Below are 25,453 nucleotides of genomic sequence, written 5' to 3' on the forward strand. Positions count from 1 at the left end.
GTTCCCGTGGAGCCACGTGATTGAGGAGTGAGGGCAGTATGAAGCTTCCAGCCTGGTTGGCTCCCGGTTTTCTCGCGGGATGGGTTGCTCTGACGGGGTTGGCAACCGGCTTTTTGCCCGGCTCGGCACAGGCGGAACTGGCGGAAGGACAGCAGGCCCCCGATTTTTCTCTGGAGGCTGCGCTGGCCGGAAAGACCTTCCGCTTTTCTCTGGCCGAGGCACTCAGGAGCGGGCCGGTGGTGGTTTATTTCTACCCGGCTGCCTTTACCTCCGGCTGTACGCGGGAGGCCCATGACTTCGCGGAGGCCATGCCCCGTTTCAAGTCTCAGCATGCCACGGTCATCGGGGTATCAGGGGATACGATGACGACCCTGGAAAAATTCTCTGACTCCGCGTGTGGGGGGAAGTTTGCAGTGGCAGCGGACCCGGATCGTACTGTGCTGAGGCAGTACCGGGTGCTTCCCGATGCGCTCAGCACGCATGCTACCCGCACATCATATGTGATCGTGCCGGCTGCTGCTGGCCAGCCCGGGCGGATCATCTATGTCTACACGGATGATAATCCGGAGAAACATGTTTCCAATACCCTGAATGCCTTGCAGCAATGGCAGTCTCACCCCTCAGGACATGAGGAACAGGTCAGGGAACACTGACGGTTCACATGGGGGCGTGATGACGGCTATGATCCCCGCCTTTAGGGAATGGCCTGGTCCGGTCCGGTGGCAATGCCTGATGAAGCTGGCTCACAAGCGGGTAGATTGGACGATGGATAACCGTTCTTTGATGATCGTGTGGTTTGTCGGGGCTTTGATTGCCCTGACGATTTACGTGCTTGATCCTGGCAACTTGTTCGTGATGCTGGCGGAACTGGTGGAGAATGTTCAATCCCGCATCATGGATCTGTTGGCTATGCTGGGGGTCCGGCTGGAGAATCTGATACGGGCATTAGCGATTGCCCTGTATTTTGTTTTTGTTGTTCTCGGCGTTCTGGCTCTGCGCTCCGGAGTGAAGGCGAAGGCTGCCCTCCTGGTGGTATCAGGGGTCTTTTTCATGTTGGTTGGATTTCCCGGCGGATGGGGCGTGCCGGATAATGGAGGATACTGGGGTGCCGCCTGCCTGCTGAGCGGAGCAGGGGCCCTGACCATGACAAGACGTATTCTGCTGGCTTCTCACATGGAATTGAGGAAGGTTTCCGCCGGTTGGGAACGGAAATTGCCTTGAAGATACCGGCTTTGAATGCGGGGTAAGGGCTGGCGCTAAAACCTCTTTCGCGTTTTATCTATGACGCCCGGTTTGCGGCTTGCATTCTCTGTGGACGGCGTTTCCCCCGGCCGGGAACGTTACTGGCATGAAAAGGTAAGGTTATGATGCGTCTATTCGTTTTTGCTCTGCTCACTGCCTCCGTTCTGCCTGCTATGGCGCAGGCTGCCGATACCGGCTGGAAACCGTCGAAATGCGGGGCAGAGCCGTCGGCCCCGACCATCGACCTCAGCAACTATGCCAAATACGGCGAGAGCGTGAAAAAGGTGAACCAGTACCAGAAGGATGCGCAGGCCTATAATACCTGCGTCCGCAATGAGGCGAAGACGGAAATGGATGCCATCAGCAAATCCGCCAGCGCCATTCAGAAAGGCATCTGGGACAACTTCAGCAAATACAATGCGGCTTTCAAGGAAGCCGAAAGCAAGACAAAAAAGTAATCTTTTTCAGGATAGCAGCAGGACCGGCCCGGTCTTAATGCCGGTCCATGCTATTTACGGGACGAACACGCACACTGCCTGACGCCTGACAATAAAATCAGCGGGCGTGCGTGTCGTGATCTCACCATCCGTATTGATGCTGCGAGGATGTCTGGTGTGTACCTCCAGCGCCTCTTCTGACAGGGTGATGACTTCACGCCAGCGCCCCTGTGTTCCACGCCACAGGGCCGGTAACAGGCGGATCAGCCCCCATGCGCTGTCAACTTCCAGACTCCAGACATCCAGCTTGCCGTCATCGATGGAGGCATCTGCGCTGACCGTCATTCCTCCGCCATAATGGCGCCCATTACCGATAGCCAGATGAAGTGTTTTAGTGACTGTCGTCGTTCCACCATGCCGGATTTCAGCGTGGAAAGGACGCAGACGCCGTGCGACACGCAGGGCCGCGATCGGATAGCCGAATATTCCAAACCGTTTTTTCGAGTCGCTGGTCAGCGCACGGGTCAGGGCAACGCCGAACCCGATACTGGCAACATTGAAAAATGGTACTCCATTGACTTCGCCCAGATCGATCAGACGCCGTTTGCCCTGCGCTATGATGCGGGCCGCCTGCTCCGGATTGGCAGGGATGTCCAGCGTGCGGGCCAGATCATTCGCAGTGCCCAGAGGGATAATGCCGAAAGGGAGCTGTGTCTCCATCAGAGCGGGGGCGGCGGCATTCAGTGTGCCATCGCCACCGCCGATCACGGCACAATCGATGGAACCGTGCAGCCTGCGCAGTGTGTGGTGGATGTCGTCGGGATCATGCCAGGACGGTATTTCGACCTGTATCCCGTGGGTTTCCAGTGCGGTGATCACGCGATCAGCAGCATTTCGCCCCTTGCGGCTTTTCTGATTGATGAACAGGGCGGCGCGCCGTGGTGGTGAAAACGCGGCCTTATCACTCATGATGCCAGTCCGATCAGATGGAGGATGGCGGTGTAGCCGAGCATCACCAGCGCAATATCGGCCACCAGCGCTACCAGAGTCATGAACCAGCCTACTGCGATCCAACGCCCATCCTGGACGAAGACACCGGTAGCAGAGACCAGCATGGCGGCCGCGGGGAGCATATTGCCCAGTGGAATGGGCAGGATAATCAGAATTGCATTGCTCAGGCAGGCCAGCCCGGTCAGCTTCTGCCATATCCCGTCCATGGCCCAGAGCCAGCCCGGTCTGCTGTGACGGCCCAGCCAGTTCAAAGGCCGCTCCAGGCGTTTAAGGACGGCATTGATATCGTGTCTTGCCATGCTTCTGCGACGGAGAAAATCCGGCATCCAGAGATGATCGCCGCGTATAATCAGGCTGATGGAGATGATACAGGTAGCGGCCCCGAAAACGGGTGCTGGCCCCGGTATCAGCATGGCCAGCCCGAGCAGCAACAGGATCAGCCCCGGCCCGCTGCTGCCCGCATGATCGGACAGGGCGCCCAGCCCGATCCGGCTGCTGGCGGGATCGGCACTGCCATCAACGATGCCATAGAGGTTTTTCACGAGATTGCTCTGACGGGATGGCGGCCCAGATGAAGGCCCAGATGGCGGTGACGTGGCTGACGATGGCGACACGATGAAAACGGGTCTTTCTGTGAAGGGTCGTAACGAGACCGGAAAGGGGTTCCATAGTCTGAAACGGTTCTGGAACCAGCAGGTTGCTGCGTCGGGCTGTCAGGTGTCAGGGTCAATGGCTGTGGCAACGGGCGTGGTGAGGGCTGTCACCGGGCGTGAAGCGATCTGTTGGACCATATAATTCTGCCTGACAGGGGAGAATTGCCAAACTCCTGCCTTCCTGATGGTGCTGGACGGATGCTATAGCCCCGGGCGGCATGAGCGACATCACATCCAATAAGGCGCTGCTCCCGTCGGGACTGCGCGATCTGCTGCCTCCCGAGGCGGAGGCAGAGGCCGTTTGCGTAGAATCCCTGATGGGGGTTTTCTCGGCGCATGGTTATCGCCGGGTCAAACCGCCCCTGATAGAGTTCGAAGAAACCCTGTTCGCCGGAGCGGGGGGGGCTGTATCAGATCAGTCTTTCCGGCTGATGGATCCGGACAGCCACCGGATGATGGCTGTCAGACCCGATATCACACCCCAGATTGCGCGCATCGCTACCACAAGGCTGGCCGAGGCTGCTCGCCCGTTGCGGCTGTGCTATGCCGGGGAATGTGTGCGGGTCAGCCCCGGTTCCCTTTCCGCCGACCGTCAGGTTTCTCAGGCCGGGATAGAATTGATCGGGGTTGATACTCCCTCTGCCGATGCGGAGCTTATTCTGGTCGCGCGGGAGGCTCTGGCGGCAACTGGCCTTACGCGGGTCAGTTTCGATCTGACGCTGCCTGCTCTGGTGCCGGTGCTGCTGGGTCAGGCCGGGCAGGAAGATAGCAGCCTGAAACCCCTGCTGCATGCGTTGGATCGCAAGGATGCGGCCGAGGTGAAGAAACAGGCCGATCGCATTGTCGGGCCTGCTATCGCCGATATTCTGGGTGATCTGCTGTTATCTGCCGGTCCCGTAGACGGTGCGCTCGCCGCCCTGCAACGGGCCGCGTTGCCGGATGAGGCACAGGCTCTGGCCGAACGTCTGGCGGCAACGGTGGGCGAAATCCGCGCCAGCGCACCTGATCTCCGCCTTACGGTCGATCCTGTCGAATTCCGTGGTTTCCGCTATCACACAGGTATCTGCATGACGGTTTATGCCCCCGGAGGCGGTGCACCCGGTGTGGGTCAGGAGCTGGGTGGCGGTGGCCGCTATATGTGTCAGGGGGAAGCCGGTCCGGAATCTGCATCAGGCCTGACCCTGTATCCGGAAGCCATTCTGATGGCAGTCGCCTCCAAGCATCGCCCTGTCCGTGTATATGTTCCGGTTGGTGCCAATGCGGATCGCGCTGCGGCATTGCGGCGTCAGGGCTTTGTGACGGTGGCGGCGCTGGATGGTGTTGCCGGCGCTCATGCATCGGATCACTTCGTAGCGGCACGGCAGCAGGGCTGTGTGCATGTCCTTGCTGACAGTGCGTTGGTGGCTGTGCCGGATGCAGGGGATAGCTGATTTTGCTTCTTTGCCTGCCGGTCTGATTCCCGATGATATGTCAGGATCGTGCCGGAGTGGTGTTTTCTGCGCGCAAGCGCATTGTGGATGGCAGGTTATAGAGCAAGCCCGCCTGATTTCATGGAGTAACGCACATGGCCAATGTTGCCGTGATCGGCGCCCAGTGGGGTGACGAAGGAAAAGGCAAGGTCGTGGACTGGCTAGCCAGCCGCGCCGATGTCGTGGTTCGTTTCCAGGGCGGCCATAATGCGGGCCATACGCTGGTGGTCGGTGATCAGACTTACAAGCTGTCCCTGCTGCCCAGCGGGCTGGTGCGCGGCAAGCTCGGCATCATTGGCAATGGCGTGGTGGTCGATCCGGAGGCACTGCTGTCTGAAATCGCGCGCGTTTCCGCTCAGGGGCTGGCCGTAGGGCCGGAGACTCTGCGGATCGCCGATAATGCGACGCTGATCCTGCCTTTGCACGGTGCTATTGACCGTGCGCGGGAGCATGCGAGGGGTGACAGCAAGATCGGCACCACTGGCCGCGGCATTGGTCCTGCTTATGAGGACAAGGTTGCCCGCCGCGCGATCCGTATCGCCGATCTGGCCGAGCCGGAAACCCTGTCCGCCAAGCTGGACGAGCTGCTGCTGCATCACAACACCCTGCTGGCCGGGTTGGGCGCTGACACTTTCGAGAAGCAGCTGCTGCTCGATCAGCTTCTGGCGCTGGCGCCGAAAATTCTGCCTTATGCGGAACCGGTCTGGGAACGTCTGGATGAAATCAAGCGGGCCGGACAGCGCATCCTGTTCGAAGGGGCGCAGGCGGTCATGCTGGATGTCGATCACGGCACCTATCCCTTCGTGACCAGCAGCAACACCATTGCGGCGACAGCGGCAGGTGGTTCTGGCATGGGGCCGAGTGCGGTTGATTTTGTGCTCGGCATTGCCAAGGCCTATTCCACCCGTGTTGGCTCCGGCCCGTTCCCGACCGAATTGTTCGATGAAACCGGTGAACTGCTCGGTGATCGCGGTCATGAATTCGGCACTGTCACCGGACGTCGCCGCCGCTGCGGCTGGTTCGATGCGGTGCTGGTACGGCAGGCGGTGAAGGTTGGCGGTATTCAGGGTCTGGCCCTGACCAAGCTGGATGTTCTGGACGGTCTGCCGGAGCTGAAAATCTGCACCGGCTATCAGATCAATGGTGAGATGTTCCGTCGTCTGCCTGCTTCTCCGGCGGCTCAGGCGGCAGCCAAGCCGGTTTATGAGTCGATGGAAGGCTGGTCCGGCTCCACGCAGGGCGCGCGTTCCTGGGCCGATCTTCCCGCACAGGCCATCAAATATGTTCGCCGGATTGAGGAACTGACCGAGGTTCCGGTCACACTGCTTTCCACCAGCCCGGATCGGGATGACACCATTCTGGTAAAGGACCCGTTCGAGGGCTGAGCGCCTGTAAAAACGGCCCGGTTGCAAAACCGGGCCGTTTGTCTGTTCAGGTGGAAAGCAGAAGAAAGATGATCAGGCCGCGCTGGCGCGTTGATAGTCCTCGACCTTCTGATCCGCTATGCGACGCTGTTCGATGACTTCAGCCTTCATCGCCTTCTGAAGCTTCTCGAAAGCGCGCACTTCAATCTGGCGCACCCGCTCGCGCGAGATATTGTAGTGCTGCGACAGATCTTCGAGCGTGGTCGGCTCATCTTTCAGACGCCGTTCGGTCAGGATATGGCGTTCGCGATCGTTCAGGGTTTTCAGGGCATTGGCCAGCAGGGTTCTGCGGCCGCCCAGCTCCTCGGTATCCGCGAGCACGGTTTCCTGTGTCTCGGCATCATCAACCAGCCAGTCCTGCCACTCTCCTTCGCCTTCCTGACGCAGGGGTGCATTCAGGCTGTGATCCGGGGCGGACATGCGGCGGTTCATCTGCACCACATCCTGCTCCGGCACATTCAGCGAGGTAGCGATTTTGGACACCTGCTCCGGCTTCAGATCGCCATCATCAATGGCCTGCATCTGGCCCTTCAGACGACGAAGGTTGAAGAACAGTTTTTTCTGAGCCGCAGTTGTGCCCATTTTCACCAGAGACCAGCTATGCAGGATATATTCCTGAATGGCGGCTCTGATCCACCACATGGCATAGGTTGCCAGACGGAAGCCGCGATCCGGATCGAACCGGCGGACCGCCTGCATCATCCCGACATTGCCTTCGCTGATGAGTTCACCAACAGGAAGGCCATAGCCGCGATAACCCATGGCAATTTTCGCGACGAGACGAAGATGGGAGGTGACAAGCCGATGGGCCGCACCCATATCTTCCGTGTCGCGCCAACGGCGGGACAGGTCCAGCTCCTCCTCTGCGGTGAGCATGGGATATTTACGAATTTCCTGAAGGTAACGGGAAAGGTTGCCCTCAGGCGCGATTTTAATGACGGCAGAGGCCACGGACAGGCTCCTTTCGTCTGGCGATGTGCTGTGTCCTGCCCATGATAAGGCGCAGAAGGCACATCGGTTCCGGAGGATAAGCCGGAAAGGGTGTCCAGAAGACCTTATGGTCGCTTCGCCATCCCTGCATGAGGCAATGATAAAGACGACAGGCCGACACGGTGGGGCACCCCATAGCACCGTGTCTATGCAAAAAAGATAAAGGACCAATCTGGTCCGGTCAACATTAAAATTATGATAAACTATGAATTATGATCGAGTAAATCGATAAGACTCATCATATCTTCCGGCAAAGGCGTCTCGAAACGCAGGTTTTCACTGGTTCGTGGGTGCCTGAACCCCAGTACGCCGGCATGGAGAGCCTGGCGGGGAAAGTCGAGCAGGGCGGTTTTGATATCCTGATCCAGCCCCTTCGCAGCGGCTGGAATGCGGCGCAGATAGACCGGATCACCGATGATTGGATATCCGTTCGCCGAGAGATGTACGCGGATTTGATGCGTGCGCCCGGTTGCCAGCTTGCATTCCAGCCGTGTGACAGCGCCATGCCATGTCGCCATGGTGCGGTAATGGGTCAGTGCGGGTTTGCCGCCATGACGGACAATGGCCATGCGTTTGCGATCTCTGGGGTCGCGTCCGATGGCGCCTTCAATATCGCCTTCTCGGGGCGAAGGGACACCCCATGCGAGCGCGGTATACAGCCGTTCCAGATCACGCGCCGCAAACAGCGCGGAAAGGGCTGCCAGAGCAAACTCCGTCTTGGCAACGACCATGACGCCTGACGTATCCTTATCCAGACGATGCACAATGCCGGGGCGCTTTTCTCCACCGATTCCGGGCAGGTTCTCCCCGCAATAGGCCAGCAGCGCATTGACCAGCGTGCCGTCTGGACTGCCGGGGGCCGGATGTACGACCATGCCAGCCGGTTTATCGAGCACGATCAGATCGTCATCCTCGAACAGGATTGGGAAGGCGATGTGCTGAGCAACAGGGACGGCCGGAGCAGGGACGGGCAGACGCAGCCGGTATAGGCTGCCGGGACGAACCATCTCCGCCGGTTCACGGACACTGTGCCCATCACGATGGACCGCGCCGCTCTCGATCAGTGATTTCAGCCGGGAGCGGCTCATATCCGGCAGATGGGTGGCCAGAAAACGGTCGATCCGCTCCGGTACCGCGTCGGGGGCGGCGGAGACCGTTATTTCTGCTTGGCTTGGATCGGGCGGAGTGGCAGGCATGGGGCGCGGATAGCGCAATTTTGCTCGGTTAGGAAAGACAAGGACATTCATGCAGCAGCTTCTGAAGGCCGCCGTTATTCTGATGGGTGTTCTGATCGTGGCGGGTGTGGTCGCTCTGGCCATCCTGATTCCGCAGCGTATGGGCGGTGCTGGCTGGTTTCATCAGGGCGCGCAGTCCATCTCCGTTCCGGCCCCGTCCGGTTCCCGCATTGCCAGTGTCGGGCTGAGTGACAAGGCGCTGGCGCTCCATCTGCAAGGGGGTGGTCCTGATCGCGTGGTGATCGTCGATATAGCGACCGGCGCCGTGCGTGCGCAGGTCGTTCTGGCCCCACAGATTCCTGAGACAGCCAGATAAAGGGCGGCGGCCTCTTGCGTCGGCAGGAGGCCGCATGTATAGAGCGCCCCTCCAATGCCTCGTCCCATTCGTCTAGAGGCCCAGGACACCGCCCTCTCACGGCGGCAACAGGGGTTCGAATCCCCTATGGGACGCCATTGAAATCATTGAATATTTTGAGTTGTCCACACATGGCTTAGATGGTGGTTTGACCATCTAAAAATGCCTCGCATGGATGTTGGGCTTCTTTTCAAAGACGAAGAAGAAACCAGCCCCTATTCGGGACTGGCAGCTCCGTCAGCGGTAAACCAGATCACCTGACCATGCGGGTGTAGATGCGCGGCGGGGACGTCGGCGGTGCCTTCACGAACGGCTTTGACAATCTCCGCTTTCCCCTTGCCCGTCACCAGAAAAGCGATCACGGATGCACTTTCCAAAGCGGGATAAGTGAGGCTGATCCTGACTTCCGGGCGGCCTTCCGAGACGGCGGCAACCCATTTTTCGCGCTCTTTCAAAATAGGCTGACCGGGAATGAGAGAGGCCGTATGGCCATCCTCGCCAAGGCCTAGAAAAACCACATCAAAGAATGGCTTTTCCGGGTCGAGAGTGTTGGTCCCGTAATCCGCCTTCATCCTCGCTTCATAGCGCTGAGCGACGGTGACAGGATCGCCTTCTCCCGGAATTGGAAAAACATTGCTGGGCGGAATGTCGATATGGGCCAGCAAAGCTTCGTTCGTCATGTGGAAATTGCTGTCAGGATCATCATGCGGAACGAAGCGCTCATCGCCCCAATAAAGATGCACCCTGCTCCAGTCGATCTGGCTGTTCCACGGGGCCTGTGCAAGAGTCTGATACAGTTTCTTCGGGGTTGATCCGCCAGACAGCGCGATACGCACCGGGGCCTGAGCTTTCTGAATGCGCTCGGCCAGCCATGCGGCAACATGGTCAGCAAGAGCCTGTGCCGTATCCAGAATGACGAGTTGTCCTGGCAATGCAGCCGCATCGGGATTGGTCATGAGAGAAAATGCTCCTCTATCGCTTTCGCGAACCCTTCATCCTCGACGGAACTGCTAACGGCGCTGGCCTCCGCCTTGACCTCGTCATCTGCCTGACCCATGGCAATGCTGAATCCGGCGACCCGGAACATTTCGACGTCATTGGCGGAATCGCCAATCACCGCAATATGCTCAGGCTCCATGCCATAAAAGTCAGCGAGATAACGCACCACGCCCCCCTTGTTGGCATCGGGATGCGTGATATCGAGGTAATAGGGTTGAGACCGATTGACTGAGGCCTGATCGCCCAGTGTCGCCTTGATATGGCGTTCGGCGCTTTTGACGCGCTCGCCATCATCGCTGACACCCACGATTTTCACAGTGTCGTTCAGAAGTGAAAACAGATCATCGGTCACGGCTGGATCGGATTTTATGGTCCAGGCTTCCCGTTCCACATGCGGGGCGTCGGGATTGCGCAGATACCACTGCTTTTCCGTATACACCCAGATATCCAGACCGGCCTCTTCCAGCATCTCGACGGCCTGCTTCGCAGCATTCGGGTTGAGGGTGCGGGCCAGAATGGGATGAAGCGCGGTATCGGTGATGACGCCGCCATTGAAGCCTGAAATCGGCGTATCAAGGGCGAGGGGCTCAAACAGCATCCGCATCCCGACCGGGGGACGGCCACTGGTCACGGCGAATTTGATCCCCTTGTCCCGCAAAGCCTGCACCGCCTTGACTGCTCGCGGTGTCAGGACTTTCTGTTTGGTGACGAGGGTATTATCGACGTCGCTCAGGACAAGCCGGATATTCTGGCTCATGAATTGAGATCCCTCCACTGGAACCCGTCTTTTGCCAGCAATTCATCGGCTTCTTCAGGGCCATTGCTGCCGGATGCGTAATTCGGGAAATCAGGTGTCTGCCTGGCCCATGCATCCAGAATGGGCTGCACGATCTTCCAGCCAGCCTCGACGAAATCAGCGCGCTGGAACAGCGTGGCATCGCCGATCATGCAGTCATAGATCAGCGTTTCATAGCCGGTGGTCGGGCGACGCTCGAAGTAATCAGAATACCGGAAATCACTCGATACCTGTTTCACCCGCACGGTCGGTCCGGGAACCTTGGCGTTGAAATCAATCGACATGCCATCATTCGGGCTGATGCGAATGACAATCTGGTTGGGTGGCAGATTTTCAATGCCGGTGTCACGAAACAGCGTGAAGGGAGGACGCCGCAATTGCAGCACAATTTCAGTGCAGCGTTGGCTCATATGCTTTCCGGTGCGCAGATAGAAAGGCGTCTTGCCCCAGCGCCAGTTGTCGATCATCAACTTGATGGCGACGAATGTTTCAGTGGCTGACTGCGGATCGACATTCAGTTCGGAACGATAGCCCTGAACGTCTGTGCCTTTCACCGTGCCGGGACCGTACTGCCCTCGCACGGCATTGTCGGCCACATCTTCCTCGGTCATCAGACGAACAGCCTGCAAGACTTTGGCTTTTTCGGACCGCACTGCATCCGCATCGAATGAAACGGGAGGCTCCATCGCCGTCACGGCCAGAAGCTGGAACAGATGGTTGGGCACCATATCCCGTAAGGCACCGGCATGGTCGTAGAAACCGCCGCGTTTTTCCACGCCGACGGTTTCCGCGGCGGTGATTTGGACATGTTCAATGAAATGGTTGTTCCACAGATTTTCAAACACGCCATTTCCGAAGCGTATCATCATGATGTTCTGGACAGTTTCCTTGCCCAGAAAATGATCGATCCGGTAAACCTGATTTTCCTTCAGAATACCAAGGATTTTCTTATTCAGATCCTGCGCTGATTCAAGATCATGGCCGAAAGGCTTCTCTACGATGACCCGACGCCACGGGCCTTCCTCTTTCTGTTCTGTCAGTCCGGCGGAGCCAAGTTGTTCGATGACCTGCGCAAAAAATCTGTCTGCGACAGCAAGGTAGAACAGACGGTTGCCATCACGCAGTGACTGGCCCAAATTTTTAAATGTCTGACTGTCGGAAAAATCACCTTTGACATAGGTGAAGCGATCCATCAGCCATTTCCAGGCATCTTCGTCGATAGAGTCTGTTTCGAACTCGACACCTTTTTTGCCGATAAAGGAATGGATCATGTCGGTCAGCTGTTTGCGCCAGCTTTCCGTATCCAGATCGGCGATATCGACGCCAACGACCCTAAAATCATCCGGCAACATTTTTGATGCCGCCAGACTGTAGAGGGAAGGGGTGACCAGACGTTTCGTCAGATCACCACCAGCCCCGAAAATAACCATGTCGCAGGCAGGGGCGGTCTGGAACACCGTGCTGTTGGTTTCTGCCTGTTCACGCGTGCAGCCCAGTTTTGGAATGGAGGACATGAAGATCAGCCTTTCTGCTCGACATGTCCCCCGAAGCCAAAGCGCATGGCGGAGAGCATCTTCTCCGCAAAGCTATGCTCCTCGCGGGAGCGGAAGCGGGTATACAGCGCGGCACTGAGCACGGGAGCCGGAACGGCTTCCTCGATGGCGGCATTGATGGTCCAACGACCTTCGCCGGAATCGGAGACAGCACCGGAGAAGTTATCCAGCGCCGGATGCTGGGCCAGTGACATGGCGGTCAGGTCCAGCAGCCAGGAGGAAATCACGCTGCCCCGCCGCCAGACCTCGGCAATATCGGTGGTATTAAGGTCGAACCGCTCATCTTCCGGCAGTTCGGAGGAATTCTTGTTATGCAGAATATCGAATCCTTCTGCATAGGCCTGCATAATTCCGTATTCGATACCATTATGCACCATCTTGACGAAATGGCCTGCCCCGGCCGGGCCGCAATGCAGATAGCCTTCCTCGGCACGGGCATCGAATCCTTCACGATGCGGTGTGCGTTCGATCGTTCCGATGCCGGGGGCCAGCGTTTTCAGAATAGGATCAATCCGATCGACAACAGGCTTATCGCCGCCGATCATCATGCAGTAGCCGCGCTCCAGTCCCCAAACGCCGCCGGATGTGCCGACATCGACATAGTGAATGCCTTTTGCACGCAGGGATTTGGCGCGGCGGATATCGTCTTTATAGAAAGTGTTGCCGCCATCAATGATGACATCATCACTGCGGAGCAGGGAGGAGAGTTCGGTGATGGTGGCTTCCGTAATCTCCCCCGCCGGCAGCATGACCCACACTGTACGAGGTGCCTCCAGCTTGGAGACGAGATCGGACAGGGAGGATGCTCCGGTTGCACCTTCACCCGACAATTTTGACACGACATCTGCGGCACGATCATAGACGACAGTGCTATGCCCGTCCCGCATCAGGCGACGCACGATATTGCCGCCCATGCGGCCCAGTCCGATAACGCCGATCTGCATGGTTCATCAGTCCTTCTGGCTTTGGTCTGTCCCGGCAGATGATGGCCGGGACAGAGGATCAATAAGGCTTGGCCTGAGCAGTCGTTTGAGTGCGGGCGGAGATCAGGACAGAGCCTGAGCAACCGCCTTCGCCAATGTTTTGAGACCGTTTTCGACCCCGCTGGTGAAATGAACCCGCAAGGCGCGGCGTCCACGTTCGGCCAGCACATCAAAATCCCCACGCGCTTGCGCTGCTTTGACAATGCTGAATCCGTAGCTCTGGCCGGGAACAGGCTGATCCTGCGCATCTTCGGTGGTGATTTGCAGGAACACACCGCTGTTAGGGCCGCCTTTATAAGCCTGTCCGGTAGAGTGCAGGAAACGCGGACCGAAGCCGAGGCAGGTTGCCACATGCTTCGCGTTCAGGATCTGCGCCCGGATAGCCTGCATTGCGGCTTCATGGGCCTCGGTATGCTCGATATAAGCAAGCAGGGCGGCATAATCACCGCTGCTGATCCGGTCGAAATGGATCTTCAGCGCTTCTGCCAGGTTGGCAGGAGTGCCGAATGCTGCCGCATTGCGCGGATCAGCATAGAGTGCAACGCCATCACCGGTGAAGAACGGCTTTTCTTCAGGCAAAGAGCCAGTTTTTTCAACCGAGGCGGTCAGTTCGCGGGTCTTGATCTTGCTGGCTTCGACATCTGGCTGATCGAACGGGTTGATGTCGAGGATGGCTCCGGCAACGGCTGTTGCAATTTCCCAGCGGAAGAATTCCTGCCCGATATGAAGCGTGCTGGGAACGGTCAGACGCGCCACCGGATGCCCGGCTTTTTCCAGAGCCGCCACGAAGGCAGCCTGTTCAGCATCTTCACCGTCTTTCAGTGCGATATAGGCGAAGAAGCGATCATTGCTGTAAGCGCCGGGGTCGATCCGCGGTTCGTCGGCAACGGGGATCAGCCCCTTGCCCTGCTTGCCGGTCGATTCCGCCAGAAGCTGTTCCAGCCATGCGCCGATATCGGCAATGCCGGGGGAGGCGATCAGCGTCACCTTGTCCCGCTTGTGTTTGGTCGCTGCGACGCCGAGAGCAATGCCGAGTTGCAGGCCGGGATTTTGCGCCGGCGGAGCATAGGGCCCGCAGGCATGGACCATCTGAAGCGTCGTCGACAGGAACGCCGGAATGTCGATGCCGATCGCTGCCGCCGGAACCAGACCGAACTTCGAGAGTACGGAGTAGCGTCCGCCAATGCTCTTCACACCATGGAAAATATGGGCAAACCCATCCTGACGGGCAACCTCTTCCATATGGGAGCCGGGATCGGTCACTGCGACGAAATGGCTGCCGTTCTTACCGGCCGCTTCATAGAAATACTGCTTGAAGATATTCGGCTCCAGCGTGCTGCCGGATTTGCTGGAGACGATGAACAGTGTCGTCGGCAATGTCACCGCATCGCGGATTGCCTTCACCTGTGCCGGATCGGTGCTGTCCAGCATATGGAAGGTCGGCCAGCCACTGCGCTGCCCGAAAGTCTTGCTCAGCACTTCCGGACCAAGGCTTGAACCGCCCATGCCAAGCAGCACGACATCGGTATAGCCACCTTCCTGAACATGCTGGGCAAAGCGGGTCAGCGTATCGGCATCAGCCAGTTCCTGTTCGACGATGTGCAGCCAGCCGACCCATTTGTCTTCATCAGCATTGGTCCACAAGGTCTTTTCACCACGCCACAGGGCGCGGATCAGACCATCGTGACGCCAGGTTTCGGTTTCGGTCTCGACATCCTTTTTCAGCGTGTCAGAGCCGAAAGAGATGACGCTGCGTGTTGCCTCACCATCGAAAAACTGGGCGCGACGCTGGGCCACGGCACCGTAGAGCTTGTCGGCATCATCGGCGAAACGCTGCACGCCATCGACCACCAGATCAGTGGTGATCTGATCGAGGGAAATACCCTGTGCGGCAAGGTCATGCAGGGTTTTCTGCGCAGCTTCCAGATTGTCCTCGATCGTGGTTGCAATTTTGCCGTGATCGCGGGTGGCGTCCATGGTCGCCGGCGGCATGGTATTCACCGTGTTGGCCCCGATCAGGGTCTCGACATAGAGCGTATCCGGCAGATCCTTGCTCTTGACGCCGGTGGAGGCCCAGAGCAGACGCTGAGGGTTGGCACCTTTGGCTTCCAGTGCCTTCCAGCGCGGATCGGCGATCAGTTTCTTATAGTGCTGATAAGCCATTTTTGCGTTGGCAATGGCCACCTTGCCTTGCAGGCTGCGCAGCACATCGGCATCGCCTTCTCCGGCTTTCAGCTTGCGCTCGACTTCTTTGTCGACAGATGCGTCGATGCGGCTGACGAAGAAGCTGGCGACGCTGGCAATGTGAGAGATGTCTTTTCCCTTTGCGGCGCGTGCTTCCAGACCCTTGATGTAGGCCCATGCGACCGCATCATAAGCCTGTAGTGAGAATAGCAGCGTGACATTGATATTAATGCCATCGGCGATCAGCGTTTCAATGGCGGGTACGCCTGCCTCCGTGCCCGGCACCTTGATCATCAGATTCGGCTTGTCGACGGTCTGCCACAGGCGGCGGGCCTCATCGATCGTATCCTGGGTCCGCAGGGCCAGATAGGGTGATACTTCGAGGCTGATATAGCCGTCCTGGCCTTTCGTCTGCTCCCACACCGGATACAGCTGATCGGCGGCATGGCTGATATCGGTGATCGCCAGCGTTTCATAAAGTGTGGAAATTTCCAGATCGCCGCGCTCAAGCGTTTCCTTCAATTGAGGATCGTATTCCTTGCTCTGGCCGATGGCTTTTTCGAAAATGCTGGGGTTGGAAGTGACGCCACGTACACCGTCACGCTCGATCAGCTTCACCAGCTCCCCGCTTTCCAGCAGGGAGCGGCTGACGAAATCCAGCCATGGCGATTGCCCGTGATCGTTGAGCTGTGCGAGGGGATTCTTGGTTTCGCTCATGATATCACCGTGCTTTCGCGTGTTTTTTGACCTGCTCGCGTGCGGCTTCGGCCACGGCGTGCGGGGTGAAGCCGAAATGTTTCAGCAGCTCTGCCAGCGGGGCAGAAGCCCCGAACGTGTGCATGCCGATCACCGTACCTTCGGAACCGGCGTAGCGCTCCCATCCGAATGTGGCACCCTGTTCGATGGTAACGCGGGCCTTGATTGAGGGAGGCAGGACACTGTCGCGATAAGACTGATCCTGACGCTCAAACAGTTCCCAGCTTGGCAGGGAGACGACGCGGGCTTTGATGCCTTCCTGAGCCAGCGTTTCATGCGCGGCGATGCAGTGCTGGACCTCGCTGCCGGTCCCGATCAGGATCACGTCGGGGGTGCCATCCGTGTCTGCCAGAATATAGCCGCCACGGGCCACGCCGCTGGCAGGCGCATATTTGCTGCGATCCACAGTCGGCAGGGCCTGACGTGACAGGATCAGACAGACGGGCTGATGCTGGAACGGGATCAGAGTGCGCCATGCTTCTGCGACTTCATTCGCATCGGCGGGGCGGATCACGATGTTGCCAGGAATGGAGCGCAGGCTGATCAGTTGCTCAACCGGCTGATGGGTCGGGCCATCTTCGCCCACGCCGATGCTGTCATGGGTGAAAATCCAGATCGCCGGGATTTCCATCAGTGATGCCAGGCGGATCGGCGCACGCATATAGTCACTGAAGATCAGGAAGCCGGAGCCGTAAGGTCGCAGCTTGGACAGCGCCATGCCATTGATCGCGGAACCCATCGCGTGCTCGCGGATACCCCAGTGGAAGTTACGACCGAGGCGATTTTCAGCCGAGAAGCTTCCTCCCGCATTATCACCGGCTGTATCCGCAAAAGTCAGCAGCGTGTTGGTGGAAGGGGCGAGGTCCGCCGAACCACCCAGCAGCCACGGAATATGTTTGGCAACGGCATTCAGCACCTTGCCGCTGGACTGACGGGTGGCGATGCCTTTTGCGTCGGCTTCGAAAACGGGGATGTCCTTATCCCATCCTTCCGGCAGGGTGCGTTTCTCGATCTGGTCGATTTCGGTGGCGAGGTCGGGATATTCGGAGCGGTAGCGGGCAAACAGAGCCTGCCATTCCTTGTTCAGACGGGCGGAGCGTGCACCGATTCCCTTGGCGAAGGTTTCGTAAACGCCGTCCGGCACCAGGAATTTGGCATCTTCCGGCCAGCCGTAAAATTTCTTTGTCAGCTTGATTTCTTCATCACCAAGCGGGGAGCCGTGAGCCTCATGCGTATCCTGCTTGTGCGGCGCGCCCCAGCCAATGATGCTGTGAACCAGAATAAAGGCCGGCTTGCCGGTTTTGGCGTTCCGGATATGGCTGAGCAGCGCATCAAGTTTCGCGGTGTCATTGGCATCGTCCAGAGTGTGGACATCCCATCCGTAAGCGGCGAACCGGGCGGCGACATCTTCACCGAAAGCCAGATTGGTGCGTCCCTCGATCGTGATGTGGTTGCTGTCATAAATCCACACCAGATTGTCGAGCTTGAGATGACCGGCCAGTGAAGCTGCCTCGCCCGAGACACCCTCCATCATGTCGCCATCGCCGCACAGGGCATAGATGTTGTAGTCGAACAGGGTATAGCCGGGGCGATTATAGCGGGCGGCGAGATATTTCTCGGCAATGGCCATGCCGACGCTGTTGGCGACACCCTGACCCAGCGGGCCGGTGGTGGTCTCCACGCCGCTGGTATGGTGATATTCGGGGTGACCCGGTGTCTTGCTGCTCATCTGACGGAACTGCTCGATATCCTGGAGCGTCACCGCTTTCTGACCGGATTTATTGTATTTATTATCAACAGCCTCGGTGCCAGTGAGGTGCAGCAGCGCATACAGCAGCATCGATGCATGACCGATGGACAGTACAAAACGGTCGCGATTCGGCCAGATCGGGTCCGCCGGATCAAAATTCAGGTGATTCTGCCACAGCGTGTAGGCGACGGGAGCCATGGACATTGGCGTCCCCGGATGCCCGGAATTGGCTTTTTGCACCGCGTCCATCGCCAAAGTGCGGATGGTATTGATTGCAACCGTATCGCGATCGTCGGGGTGGTGCGTGTCCATCAAGGCAATCCTCTTCCGCGTGATATGTCGATGTCAGGCCAATAGAGATGTCAGGCCAATAGAGCAGAGTAATGCGACCGGGAAGGTCGCAGGTTATCGATCCTTGGCTCCGGGATGGTCTGGCGGATATCTCTGTAAACGGTCAGGCGCATGGAAGTTTGCCCTCCCGGCCCATGATCGCCGGGAGGCTTTCATGCAGGGCATGTCGTGTGTCTGGGAGCGTGTCAGCCAGGACCATTATCCGCTAGTTGAAAACCATGTTATTGATGCCCTCCAGTCTCCGAGGCTTGAGACTATCACCTGATACGCCATCTGTAACCGCCCTCCTGACAACAAAGCTGTGATGTTGAATTCCGTGATTCTTTCATGGCGTGAGATCTCATTCGGATAGAGCTCGATTCGGGCCTATGATCAGGGCAACCATACTGATGACACCACCGCGATATTGGGGCATCAGACAGATCATGCATCCCCTGAATCGGGGGTTTTGCCTTAAAACCTTGTTTATAAAACCTTGTTTATTCTGTGCATTGGCAGCGGCTGAGCATCAAAGGCGTTGCATCTGGTAAAACGGTCGAGGGAGCCTGAACGATGGATACGGATGCGCTGAAGCGCCTGGCGGGAGAAGAGGCGGCAGCTCTTGTTCAGGATGGCATGGTGGTCGGGCTTGGAACCGGATCGACCGCTGCCTGCATGGTGGATGCTCTGATCCGGCGCGTGGCGCAGGGGCTGAAGATCGTGGGAGTTCCGACCTCGATCCGCACGGCGGAGCAGGCGCAGGCTGGGGGCATTCCTTTGACCGATCTGGGGGCGCATCCGCGGATCGACCTCACGATTGACGGAGCGGATCAGGTAGAGCGTGGTACCTTGAATCTCATCAAGGGTATGGGTGGCGCCCTGTTAAGGGAAAAGCTGGTGGCTGCTGCCAGTGATCGGCTGGTCATTATTGTTGATGACCGCAAATTATCCGAAAACCTGTCGCTGCCGGTTCCGGTTGAGGTGGTTCCGTTCGGCTGGCAGGCGACTGATCTGCGTATTCAGGCGCTCGGTGGCCGTACCGTATTGCGGGGTGGTGCGGATGGCACTCCTTATGTCACGGATAATCACAACTACATCCTTGATGTGGATTTCGGAGTGATGGGCGGTTCCGACCCCTCCCGTACACCAGAGGCACTGGATGCGGCGTTGCGGGAGATTGTCGGCGTCGTCGAGACCGGATTTTTCATCCACCGTGCGGAAACCGTCATTATCGCCGGTGAAGGGGGCGTCACACGCTGGCAGCGTTCGGCCTGAATTTTCATGGCAGTCTGTCGATCCATGCTGCTGGCGGTGATGGGTGTTTCCGGCTCTGGCAAAACCACTATTGCGCAGGTGCTGGCAGGCCGGCTCGGTCTGGTGTTTCAGGATGCTGACGCTTTCCATTCTGCAGCCAACATTGCCCGCATGAAAGCGGGCATTGCCCTGACAGAGGCTGATCGTGCGCCATGGCTTGCCGCTATCGCTGCCTGGGCCAGGAATCAGGCTGAATCCGGGCAAGGGGGTGTGCTGGCCTGCTCCCTGCTGCGTCGGTCCTATCGCGAGCAGGTTCTGTCAGGCGTGCCGGATCAACGACTCATCTATCTGCGGGTGAAACCGGATATTGTGAGGGCGCGTCTGGAGCATCGGTCCGGACATTTCATGCCCGCGAGCCTGTTGGACAGCCAGCTTGCGACACTGGAGGAACCGGCCGACACGGAGCATGCGCTGACGGTGGATGCCGGTCAGGCTCCTGAAGCCGTTGTGGCGGAGATCATACGCCGGCTGTAACAGAAGGGCGGGGGCGATGTTGCCCCGCAGAGTCGTTAAACCTGTTCTGACACATTGGATATTTAAACGGATCCATGAAGGAGGGGGGCTTATGAAGCACCGACAGTATTGCGTGTTGTCATTGCTGGCTATCGGGGCCTGCGGGCTGGGGGCTGTGTCGGCGCAGGCCGAGCCTCCTCTCGTCAGTGAAGTATGGGCGCGTCCTTCCATGGGGGCTGGACGTCCGGGTGTTGCCTATCTGACCATCAGAGGGCGCGGAGAGGGGGACAGGGTGGTGTCTTTCTCCACTCCCGTGGCGAGTTCGGCGGAGTTGCACCGGACCACGATGGAGCATGGCATCATGCATATGGACCAGGTTTCCGGCCTCGATATTCCCGCCAGTGGCACGGTGCGTCTGGCACCCGGTGGCAATCACATCATGCTGATGGGGCTGAAACAGGGGTTGAAAGTCGGTGACCATTTTCCGCTGACCCTGACATTCCAGCACGCAGGCGAGCAGACGGTCGATGCTGTCGTCGCGACCGGTGGTAATGGTGCCCATGATCAGCACGCCAAAGATCACCATTAGACAAGGGTGATGCTGATGGCGACATGGCAGGGGCTGCTGGGTCTGGCGGCATTTCCTCTGATTGCATGGTTGCTGGGAGAACATCGGCACATGCGTGTACCATGGCGTATCGTGGTATCGGCATTTGTACTACAGGGGGTGTTTGCGCTGCTTCTGCTGCGTATTCCCGGTAGTGCGACCCTGCTGCTGGGATTGAACAGGGTGGCCCTGACCTTGCAGGAGGCGACTGACGCCGGAACCGGTTTCATGTTCGGTTATCTGGGTGGTGGTCCGTTGCCGTTTGCGGAAACAACGCCAGGAGCCAGCTTCATTCTGGCTTTCAAGGTGCTGCCGCTGGTGCTGGTGATCAGCGCTCTGTCCGCTCTGCTGTATTACTGGGGCGTGTTGCAGCTTGTTGCCCGTGTGCTGGCTCTGCTGCTGCGCCGGGTGATGGGGATTTCAGGTGCGCTGGCGTTGGCGGCGGCGACCCATATCTATGTCGGAATGATCGAGGCTCCGTTGCTGATCCGCCCTTATCTGGCCGGAATGCAGCGTGGAGAGCTGTTCGCCGTGATGACCTGCGGCATGGCAGGAATCGCCGGCACAATGATGGTGCTGTATGCCAGCCTGATCGGGCCTGTTCTGCCGGGCGCGCTGGGACATATTCTCGTGGCGTCGGTGATCAGCACGCCGGCTGCTCTGGGGATGGCCGCGCTGATGGTTCCCTTCGATGCGGCTGATGATCGTGGCAGGGAAAAAGGGTTGGGGGCGGCACTCTCTGTTGAGCAGGCGCCCGCTGGTGCACTCGATGCGCTGGTCAAGGGAACGCGGGATGGTATCGCGCCCCTGATCGGTATTCTGACCGTGCTGATCGTTGCGGTGGCTCTGGTGCATCTGGTCAACGACGCCCTGTTCCTCATGCCGGGCTCGCCCAGTTTGCAGGAACTGGCTGCGTGGCCTTTTCGCCCGTTGATGTGGTTGGCGGGGATTCCATCCGATCAGGTCGGGCCGGCGGCGGGGCTTATGGGACAGAAAACCATCATCAATGAGTTTGTGGCCTATAATGGGCTGGCCCATCTGCCTGCTGGAACGCTGGATGCGCATGCGCGGCTGATCGTAACCTATGCGCTGTGTGGTTTTGCCAATCTTGGCTCTGCCGGCATTCTGATTGGCGGTATGGGGGCCATGGTGCCGGAGCGGCGTGCCGAGATCGCAGCACTTGGACTGAGATCCGTGCTGTCCGGAACCTTGGCGACCTGCATGAGTGGGGCTGTGGCCGGATTGCTTATGGAATAAGTCAATGCCGACAGGGCTGATTTTTGTGTTGGCGGCAGTGTCTGAAATAGCCGGATGTTACTGCTTCTGGGCCTGGATGAGGCTCAGTCGGGCTCTTTGGATGCTGCCGACCGGTCTGGTATTCTTGAGTCTCTTCGCATACCTCCTGACAATACCAGATAGCGCGGCCGCCGGGCGGATTTATGCCGTCTATGGTGGGATTTACGTGCTCATCGCCCTTGCCTGGATGGCGATGGTCGAGCACGTCATGCCGGATAGCAGAGACTGGGCGGGAGCGGGCCTGATACTGGCCGGCACGCTGGTAATCGTACTCGGGCGTCATTCCTGACGGCGAGGCTGCTTGCAATGTTCTGTCTGGCGTGATTCCTTTGTACCGATCGGTACAAAGGAATCCATCATGTCTGCTTCGGTTCAGGATCAGCCCCGTCCTCCCTTGCCGCCTTTTTCGTGGGAAGAAGCGGTGAAGAAGGTGCGTGCTGCGGAGGATGCGTGGAACGGGCGCAATCCGGCACGCATCGCTCTGGCCTACACATCGGGCAGCGTCTGGCGCAACCGCTCCGAGTTTCTGCACGGACGGGAGGAGATCGAGGCATTTCTGACCCGGAAATGGGAGAGGGAGCACGAATATCGCCTGATCAAGGAGATTTGGGCCCATGGCGATAACCGCATTGCCGTGCGCTTCGTCTATGAATGGCGGAATGAACACGGCCAGTGGTTTCGTTCGCATGGCAACGAGAACTGGGAATTTGCGGCGAACGGCCTGATGCAGGCGCGTCATGCGAGCATCAATGATGTTCCGATTACGGAGGAGCAACGCCTGTTTTTCTGGGACCGTTCGGGACCGCGCCCGCTGGATCATCCCGGCCTGACCGAATTGGGGCTGTAACCCCCCTATGGAACAGCAGGATCGTGCGGCGGTGATTGCCGCGCTGGGCGAGGTGTTCAGGGAGCATGGCTATGAAGGGGCCAGTCTCAGTCTGATCACTGCACGGACCGGCCTTGGAAAGAGCAGCCTGTATCATCTCTTCCCCGGTGGTAAGCAGGATATGGCGGAGGAAGTGCTGGCGGATGTAACCCGCTGGTTCGAGGAGGAGGTATTCCGCCCCTTGCGGGAACAGGCCGATACGAAGGCTGCCCTAACCGCCATGATCGAGGCCTGCATTGCCTATTTCCGTGGGGGTGGCCGGGTCTGTCTGGTGGGGGCTTGGGCGTTGTCGGATACGCGCGACAGGTTCCGGACGCAGATCATGACCTATTTCAGCGCGTGGCGGGATGCGCTGGCGGATGCCCTGATGCGGGGCGGCATGGCGGAGCATATCGCTCGTAAACGGGCGGAAGAAATGGTGGCCTTGATTCAGGGCGCTCTTGTTGCCGCACGGGCGCTGGATGATGCCACGCTGTTTCCGCGTATGCTGCGGGATCTTTCTGCGTCTCTTGTCAGTCGATAGAGGATTGTCTCACACAATCCGGGCGAATATCGCGCCCCCGGATGCAGGCGCAGACGCCGCACGGGGGGATGCGGGGGCGGATGTCACGATGTCGGGCAGCGTTGCCTCGCCGAACAGGGTGAGGGCCGCGCGTACCCGTGCTGCACAGGTTTCGTCGGTCAGGCGATAGAAAACCTGCCTTGCCTCCCGCCTTGTGGAGACGATACCGGCCTGCCGCAGGGCGCTCAGCTGCTGGCTCAGCCCGGGCTGGGCGATAGCGGTTGCGGTTTCGATCTCTCCCACATTGTGCTCACCCTGCAGCAGCATCGACAGGATCAGCAGGCGTTGCGGCTGTGCATAAAGCCGCATCTGCCCGGCAGCATGGATGGCTTGTTCAGGGGAAAGAGTGAACATGTCCATCAGGGCGTCGAGGATTGAAAGCGGCAGAGCCAGCGATCCGTATCGTCCGCTATTTCGGCCTGCGTGACGGGGGCGGGCAGCAACGTCTCCTCACCTGGTTGCCAGCCTTCGGGGGTCAGGGTGCCGGTCCGGCTGGTCTCCTGCAAAGCGATCAACAGACGCAGCATCTCCTCGACCGAACGTCCCACCTGCATCGGGTAGTAGATTGCAGCGCGCAGCACGCCATGCGGATCAATGAAGAACGTGCCTCGGACAGCAGAAGAATCGGGTGCGGATGGATCGATCATGCCGTAGGCGCGGCCGATCACCATGGAGGGATCTTCGACAATCGGAAACGGAATGGTGATGCCGAACTGCGCCTTGATGACACGAATCCAGGCAAGATGTGCATGCAGGCTGTCAACGGACAGGCCCAGTAGAGCGCAATGGCGTTCCGCGAAGCGATCAGCAGAGCGGGCGATGGCCAGGAATTCACTGGTGCAGACGGGCGTAAAATCGGCAGGATGGGAAAAGAAAATCAGCCATTGCCCACGATAATCAGCCAGTGAGACCTGCCCGTGAGTTGTGCGGGCATAGAAGCCGGGAACGATGTCGCCCAGTCTGGGTGGGGAGGCAGCGCCCGTAGATTTTTCCTCGATCGGTGTCGCAGGGGAAACGATGGATGTCATCCGGCCGGAGCTGTCTTTCATGAACAGGATGGTCTTTCATGCACGCAGCAGGCAGAGAAGGTCAATTTAAACTTTCATTCTTTCTGAAAGAATGTATGTTTGTCCTATATCAATGCGGTGGCGCTGTCAGATGCTGCCTCAGCACAGGATGCCGATGCCGTGATGGAGATTTCTCATTCCTCTATGCCGACAGCCCCGCCTGACCCGGTGATTGGGGCTGCATGCAGGCAGGTGGTGCAGGCTGCTCAGGATGGGCTTTGTCCTGTGGTGCAGAGTTTTTTCGATCCTCAGACGCATACTGTCAGCCATGTGGCGTTCGATCCTGACAGCAAGCAGGCCGCCATTATCGACAGCGTGCTGGATTATGATGCAGCGTCAGGGCGTACCTCCACCGGTCATGCCGCCATGATGGTGGAATGGGTCCGGCAGAACGGGCTGAGCGTGCAGTGGCTGATCGAAACGCATGTGCATGCCGATCACCTTTCGGCAGCGCCATGGGTGCATGGCCAGCTTGGCGGTACGCTGATGATTGGCGAGCATATCCGGACGGTGCAGAACACGTTCGGCGATATTTTCAATGAAGGCGACAGCTTTGCCCGAGATGGATCGCAGTTCGGTTGTTTGATCAGGGATGGCGAAGGCTTTGCGCTGGGTCGCATTCCTGCCATGGCGCTCCATGTGCCGGGACACACACCTGCGGATATGGCGTTCATCATTGGCAATACAGTCTTTATCGGGGATACGCTGTTCATGCCGGATTACGGCACGGCACGGGCAGATTTTCCGGGTGGCGATGCACGGACGCTCTACCGCTCCATTCGCCGTCTGCTTTCCCTGCCGGCAGAGTCACGCCTGTTTCTGTGTCACGACTACAAGCCGTCAGATCGCGATCACTTCGCCTGGGAAACGACGGTGGCCGCGCAGCGGGCGCATAATATCCATGTTCATGACGGCGTTGATGAGGACAGTTTCGTCGCCATGAGGGAAGCCCGTGATGCGACGCTTGATTTGCCGGATCTCATTATTCCCTCCGTGCAGGTGAATATGCGGGGGGGACGTCTGCCCGAGCCTGAAAAGAACGGGGTTCGCTACCTGAAAGTGCCGGTCAATCTGCTGTAATGGCTGATCTGGCGTATGATT

At 58.6% G+C, this 25,453-nt stretch carries 26 protein-coding genes and 1 tRNA gene; 15 read left to right on the forward strand and 12 right to left on the reverse strand.

Features of this window, described 5'->3' with window-relative positions; genetic code table 11:
* Positions 1 to 38: 38 nt before the first annotated feature.
* The 3 genes from GbCGDNIH8_RS04315 (at position 39) to GbCGDNIH8_RS04325 (ending at position 1,700) form a co-directional block, all read left to right on the forward strand.
* Positions 39 to 653: a peroxiredoxin gene (locus GbCGDNIH8_RS04315; protein WP_072572230.1), complete on the forward strand. Its 615-nt coding sequence runs from the start codon at positions 39 to 41 to the stop codon at positions 651 to 653.
* Between the two features lie 112 nt (positions 654 to 765).
* On the forward strand, positions 766 to 1,221 hold the full coding sequence (locus tag GbCGDNIH8_RS04320) for a hypothetical protein (RefSeq protein ID WP_072572231.1): 456 nt from the start codon (positions 766 to 768) through the stop codon (positions 1,219 to 1,221).
* A 143-nt stretch (positions 1,222 to 1,364) separates the two neighbouring features.
* On the forward strand, positions 1,365 to 1,700 hold the full coding sequence (locus GbCGDNIH8_RS04325) for a hypothetical protein (RefSeq protein ID WP_072572232.1): 336 nt from the start codon (positions 1,365 to 1,367) through the stop codon (positions 1,698 to 1,700).
* Positions 1,701 to 1,754: 54 nt separating this feature from the next.
* Here GbCGDNIH8_RS04325 and GbCGDNIH8_RS04330 read toward each other — a convergent pair whose 3' ends face one another.
* Both GbCGDNIH8_RS04330 and GbCGDNIH8_RS04335 read right to left on the reverse strand, forming a co-directional pair.
* On the reverse strand, positions 1,755 to 2,648 hold the full coding sequence (locus tag GbCGDNIH8_RS04330; RefSeq protein WP_072572233.1) for a lipid kinase: 894 nt from the start codon (positions 2,646 to 2,648) through the stop codon (positions 1,755 to 1,757).
* Positions 2,645 to 3,232 carry an exopolysaccharide biosynthesis protein gene (locus GbCGDNIH8_RS04335; RefSeq protein WP_072572234.1) on the reverse strand — a complete coding sequence of 196 codons (588 nt, stop codon included), beginning with the start codon at positions 3,230 to 3,232 and terminating at the stop codon, positions 2,645 to 2,647. Before GbCGDNIH8_RS04335 ends, GbCGDNIH8_RS04330 begins: the two co-directional genes overlap by 4 nt.
* Positions 3,233 to 3,561: 329 nt before the next feature.
* On the opposite strand from GbCGDNIH8_RS04335, the gene GbCGDNIH8_RS04340 reads away from it, so the two are divergent.
* On the forward strand, positions 3,562 to 4,773 hold the full coding sequence (locus GbCGDNIH8_RS04340) for an ATP phosphoribosyltransferase regulatory subunit (protein WP_072572235.1): 1,212 nt from the start codon (positions 3,562 to 3,564) through the stop codon (positions 4,771 to 4,773).
* A gap of 134 nt (positions 4,774 to 4,907) precedes the next feature.
* The gene (locus GbCGDNIH8_RS04345) at positions 4,908 to 6,197 is read left to right on the forward strand and encodes an adenylosuccinate synthase (protein WP_072572236.1); all 1,290 of its coding nucleotides are present in this window, start codon (positions 4,908 to 4,910) and stop codon (positions 6,195 to 6,197) included.
* Between the two features lie 72 nt (positions 6,198 to 6,269).
* On the opposite strand, the gene rpoH is transcribed toward GbCGDNIH8_RS04345, so the two are convergent.
* Together rpoH and GbCGDNIH8_RS04355 are read right to left on the reverse strand one after the other, a co-directional pair.
* The gene (rpoH, locus tag GbCGDNIH8_RS04350; protein WP_408874706.1) at positions 6,270 to 7,193 is read right to left on the reverse strand and encodes an RNA polymerase sigma factor RpoH; all 924 of its coding nucleotides are present in this window, start codon (positions 7,191 to 7,193) and stop codon (positions 6,270 to 6,272) included.
* Between the two features lie 236 nt (positions 7,194 to 7,429).
* Positions 7,430 to 8,422, reverse strand: a complete 993-nt coding sequence (locus tag GbCGDNIH8_RS04355; protein WP_072573624.1) for an RluA family pseudouridine synthase — start codon at positions 8,420 to 8,422, stop codon at positions 7,430 to 7,432.
* A 49-nt stretch (positions 8,423 to 8,471) separates the two neighbouring features.
* On the opposite strand from GbCGDNIH8_RS04355, the gene GbCGDNIH8_RS04360 reads away from it, so the two are divergent.
* Positions 8,472 to 8,777, forward strand: a complete 306-nt coding sequence (locus GbCGDNIH8_RS04360) for a hypothetical protein (protein ID WP_072572237.1) — start codon at positions 8,472 to 8,474, stop codon at positions 8,775 to 8,777.
* Positions 8,778 to 8,838: 61 nt separating this feature from the next.
* Positions 8,839 to 8,914, forward strand: a tRNA-Glu gene (locus GbCGDNIH8_RS04365).
* Positions 8,915 to 9,031: 117 nt separating this feature from the next.
* Here the strand turns inward: GbCGDNIH8_RS04365 and pgl are convergent.
* The 6 genes from pgl to tkt form a co-directional block, all read right to left on the reverse strand.
* Positions 9,032 to 9,772, reverse strand: a complete 741-nt coding sequence (gene pgl / locus GbCGDNIH8_RS04370) for a 6-phosphogluconolactonase (RefSeq protein WP_072572238.1) — start codon at positions 9,770 to 9,772, stop codon at positions 9,032 to 9,034.
* Entirely contained in the window at positions 9,769 to 10,572 is an 804-nt protein-coding gene (locus tag GbCGDNIH8_RS04375) for a Cof-type HAD-IIB family hydrolase (protein WP_072572239.1), read from the reverse strand. Before GbCGDNIH8_RS04375 ends, pgl begins: the two co-directional genes overlap by 4 nt.
* Positions 10,569 to 12,125 (reverse strand): glucose-6-phosphate dehydrogenase, encoded by a 1,557-nt coding sequence (gene zwf, locus GbCGDNIH8_RS04380; RefSeq protein WP_081368831.1) that lies wholly within the window; start codon positions 12,123 to 12,125, stop codon positions 10,569 to 10,571. The genes GbCGDNIH8_RS04375 and zwf overlap by 4 nt, the downstream gene beginning before the upstream one ends.
* A gap of 5 nt (positions 12,126 to 12,130) precedes the next feature.
* The gene (gene gnd / locus GbCGDNIH8_RS04385; RefSeq protein ID WP_072572240.1) at positions 12,131 to 13,108 is read right to left on the reverse strand and encodes a phosphogluconate dehydrogenase (NAD(+)-dependent, decarboxylating); all 978 of its coding nucleotides are present in this window, start codon (positions 13,106 to 13,108) and stop codon (positions 12,131 to 12,133) included.
* Between the two features lie 102 nt (positions 13,109 to 13,210).
* Positions 13,211 to 16,048 (reverse strand): bifunctional transaldolase/phosoglucose isomerase, encoded by a 2,838-nt coding sequence (locus GbCGDNIH8_RS04390; RefSeq protein ID WP_072572241.1) that lies wholly within the window; start codon positions 16,046 to 16,048, stop codon positions 13,211 to 13,213.
* 4 nt (positions 16,049 to 16,052) lie between these two features.
* Positions 16,053 to 18,149, reverse strand: coding sequence for a transketolase (tkt, locus tag GbCGDNIH8_RS04395; RefSeq protein ID WP_072572242.1), 2,097 nt, complete (start codon positions 18,147 to 18,149; stop codon positions 16,053 to 16,055).
* A 591-nt stretch (positions 18,150 to 18,740) separates the two neighbouring features.
* On the opposite strand from tkt, the gene rpiA reads away from it, so the two are divergent.
* From rpiA to GbCGDNIH8_RS04430, 7 genes are all read left to right on the forward strand, one after another.
* Complete coding sequence (gene rpiA, locus GbCGDNIH8_RS04400; RefSeq protein ID WP_072572243.1) at positions 18,741 to 19,442, forward strand: ribose-5-phosphate isomerase RpiA; 702 nt, start codon at positions 18,741 to 18,743, stop codon at positions 19,440 to 19,442.
* Positions 19,443 to 19,448: 6 nt separating this feature from the next.
* Positions 19,449 to 19,955: a gluconokinase gene (locus GbCGDNIH8_RS04405; RefSeq protein ID WP_081368832.1), complete on the forward strand. Its 507-nt coding sequence runs from the start codon at positions 19,449 to 19,451 to the stop codon at positions 19,953 to 19,955.
* 91 nt (positions 19,956 to 20,046) lie between these two features.
* Positions 20,047 to 20,523 carry a copper chaperone PCu(A)C gene (locus GbCGDNIH8_RS04410; RefSeq protein ID WP_072572245.1) on the forward strand — a complete coding sequence of 159 codons (477 nt, stop codon included), beginning with the start codon at positions 20,047 to 20,049 and terminating at the stop codon, positions 20,521 to 20,523.
* Between the two features lie 15 nt (positions 20,524 to 20,538).
* Positions 20,539 to 21,798, forward strand: a complete 1,260-nt coding sequence (locus tag GbCGDNIH8_RS04415; RefSeq protein ID WP_072573626.1) for a NupC/NupG family nucleoside CNT transporter — start codon at positions 20,539 to 20,541, stop codon at positions 21,796 to 21,798.
* A gap of 4 nt (positions 21,799 to 21,802) precedes the next feature.
* On the forward strand, positions 21,803 to 22,126 hold the full coding sequence (locus tag GbCGDNIH8_RS04420; RefSeq protein ID WP_072572246.1) for a YnfA family protein: 324 nt from the start codon (positions 21,803 to 21,805) through the stop codon (positions 22,124 to 22,126).
* Between the two features lie 69 nt (positions 22,127 to 22,195).
* Positions 22,196 to 22,684: a nuclear transport factor 2 family protein gene (locus GbCGDNIH8_RS04425; protein WP_072572247.1), complete on the forward strand. Its 489-nt coding sequence runs from the start codon at positions 22,196 to 22,198 to the stop codon at positions 22,682 to 22,684.
* 7 nt (positions 22,685 to 22,691) lie between these two features.
* Positions 22,692 to 23,246: a TetR/AcrR family transcriptional regulator gene (locus GbCGDNIH8_RS04430; protein ID WP_072572248.1), complete on the forward strand. Its 555-nt coding sequence runs from the start codon at positions 22,692 to 22,694 to the stop codon at positions 23,244 to 23,246.
* Positions 23,247 to 23,255: 9 nt separating this feature from the next.
* Here the strand turns inward: GbCGDNIH8_RS04430 and GbCGDNIH8_RS04435 are convergent, their stop codons facing one another.
* Positions 23,256 to 23,639 (reverse strand): ArsR/SmtB family transcription factor, encoded by a 384-nt coding sequence (locus tag GbCGDNIH8_RS04435; RefSeq protein WP_172822971.1) that lies wholly within the window; start codon positions 23,637 to 23,639, stop codon positions 23,256 to 23,258.
* 5 nt (positions 23,640 to 23,644) lie between these two features.
* Entirely contained in the window at positions 23,645 to 24,334 is a 690-nt protein-coding gene (locus tag GbCGDNIH8_RS04440; RefSeq protein ID WP_253736110.1) for a peroxiredoxin, read from the reverse strand.
* Between the two features lie 162 nt (positions 24,335 to 24,496).
* Between GbCGDNIH8_RS04440 and GbCGDNIH8_RS04445 the strand changes: the two genes are divergently transcribed.
* Positions 24,497 to 25,432, forward strand: a complete 936-nt coding sequence (locus GbCGDNIH8_RS04445; protein WP_095206473.1) for an MBL fold metallo-hydrolase — start codon at positions 24,497 to 24,499, stop codon at positions 25,430 to 25,432.
* Positions 25,433 to 25,453: the final 21 nt, after the last annotated feature.

The sequence above is a fragment of the Granulibacter bethesdensis genome, from assembly GCF_001889545.1.
In the GTDB taxonomy this organism is placed as follows: Bacteria; Pseudomonadota; Alphaproteobacteria; order Acetobacterales; family Acetobacteraceae; genus Granulibacter; species Granulibacter bethesdensis_B.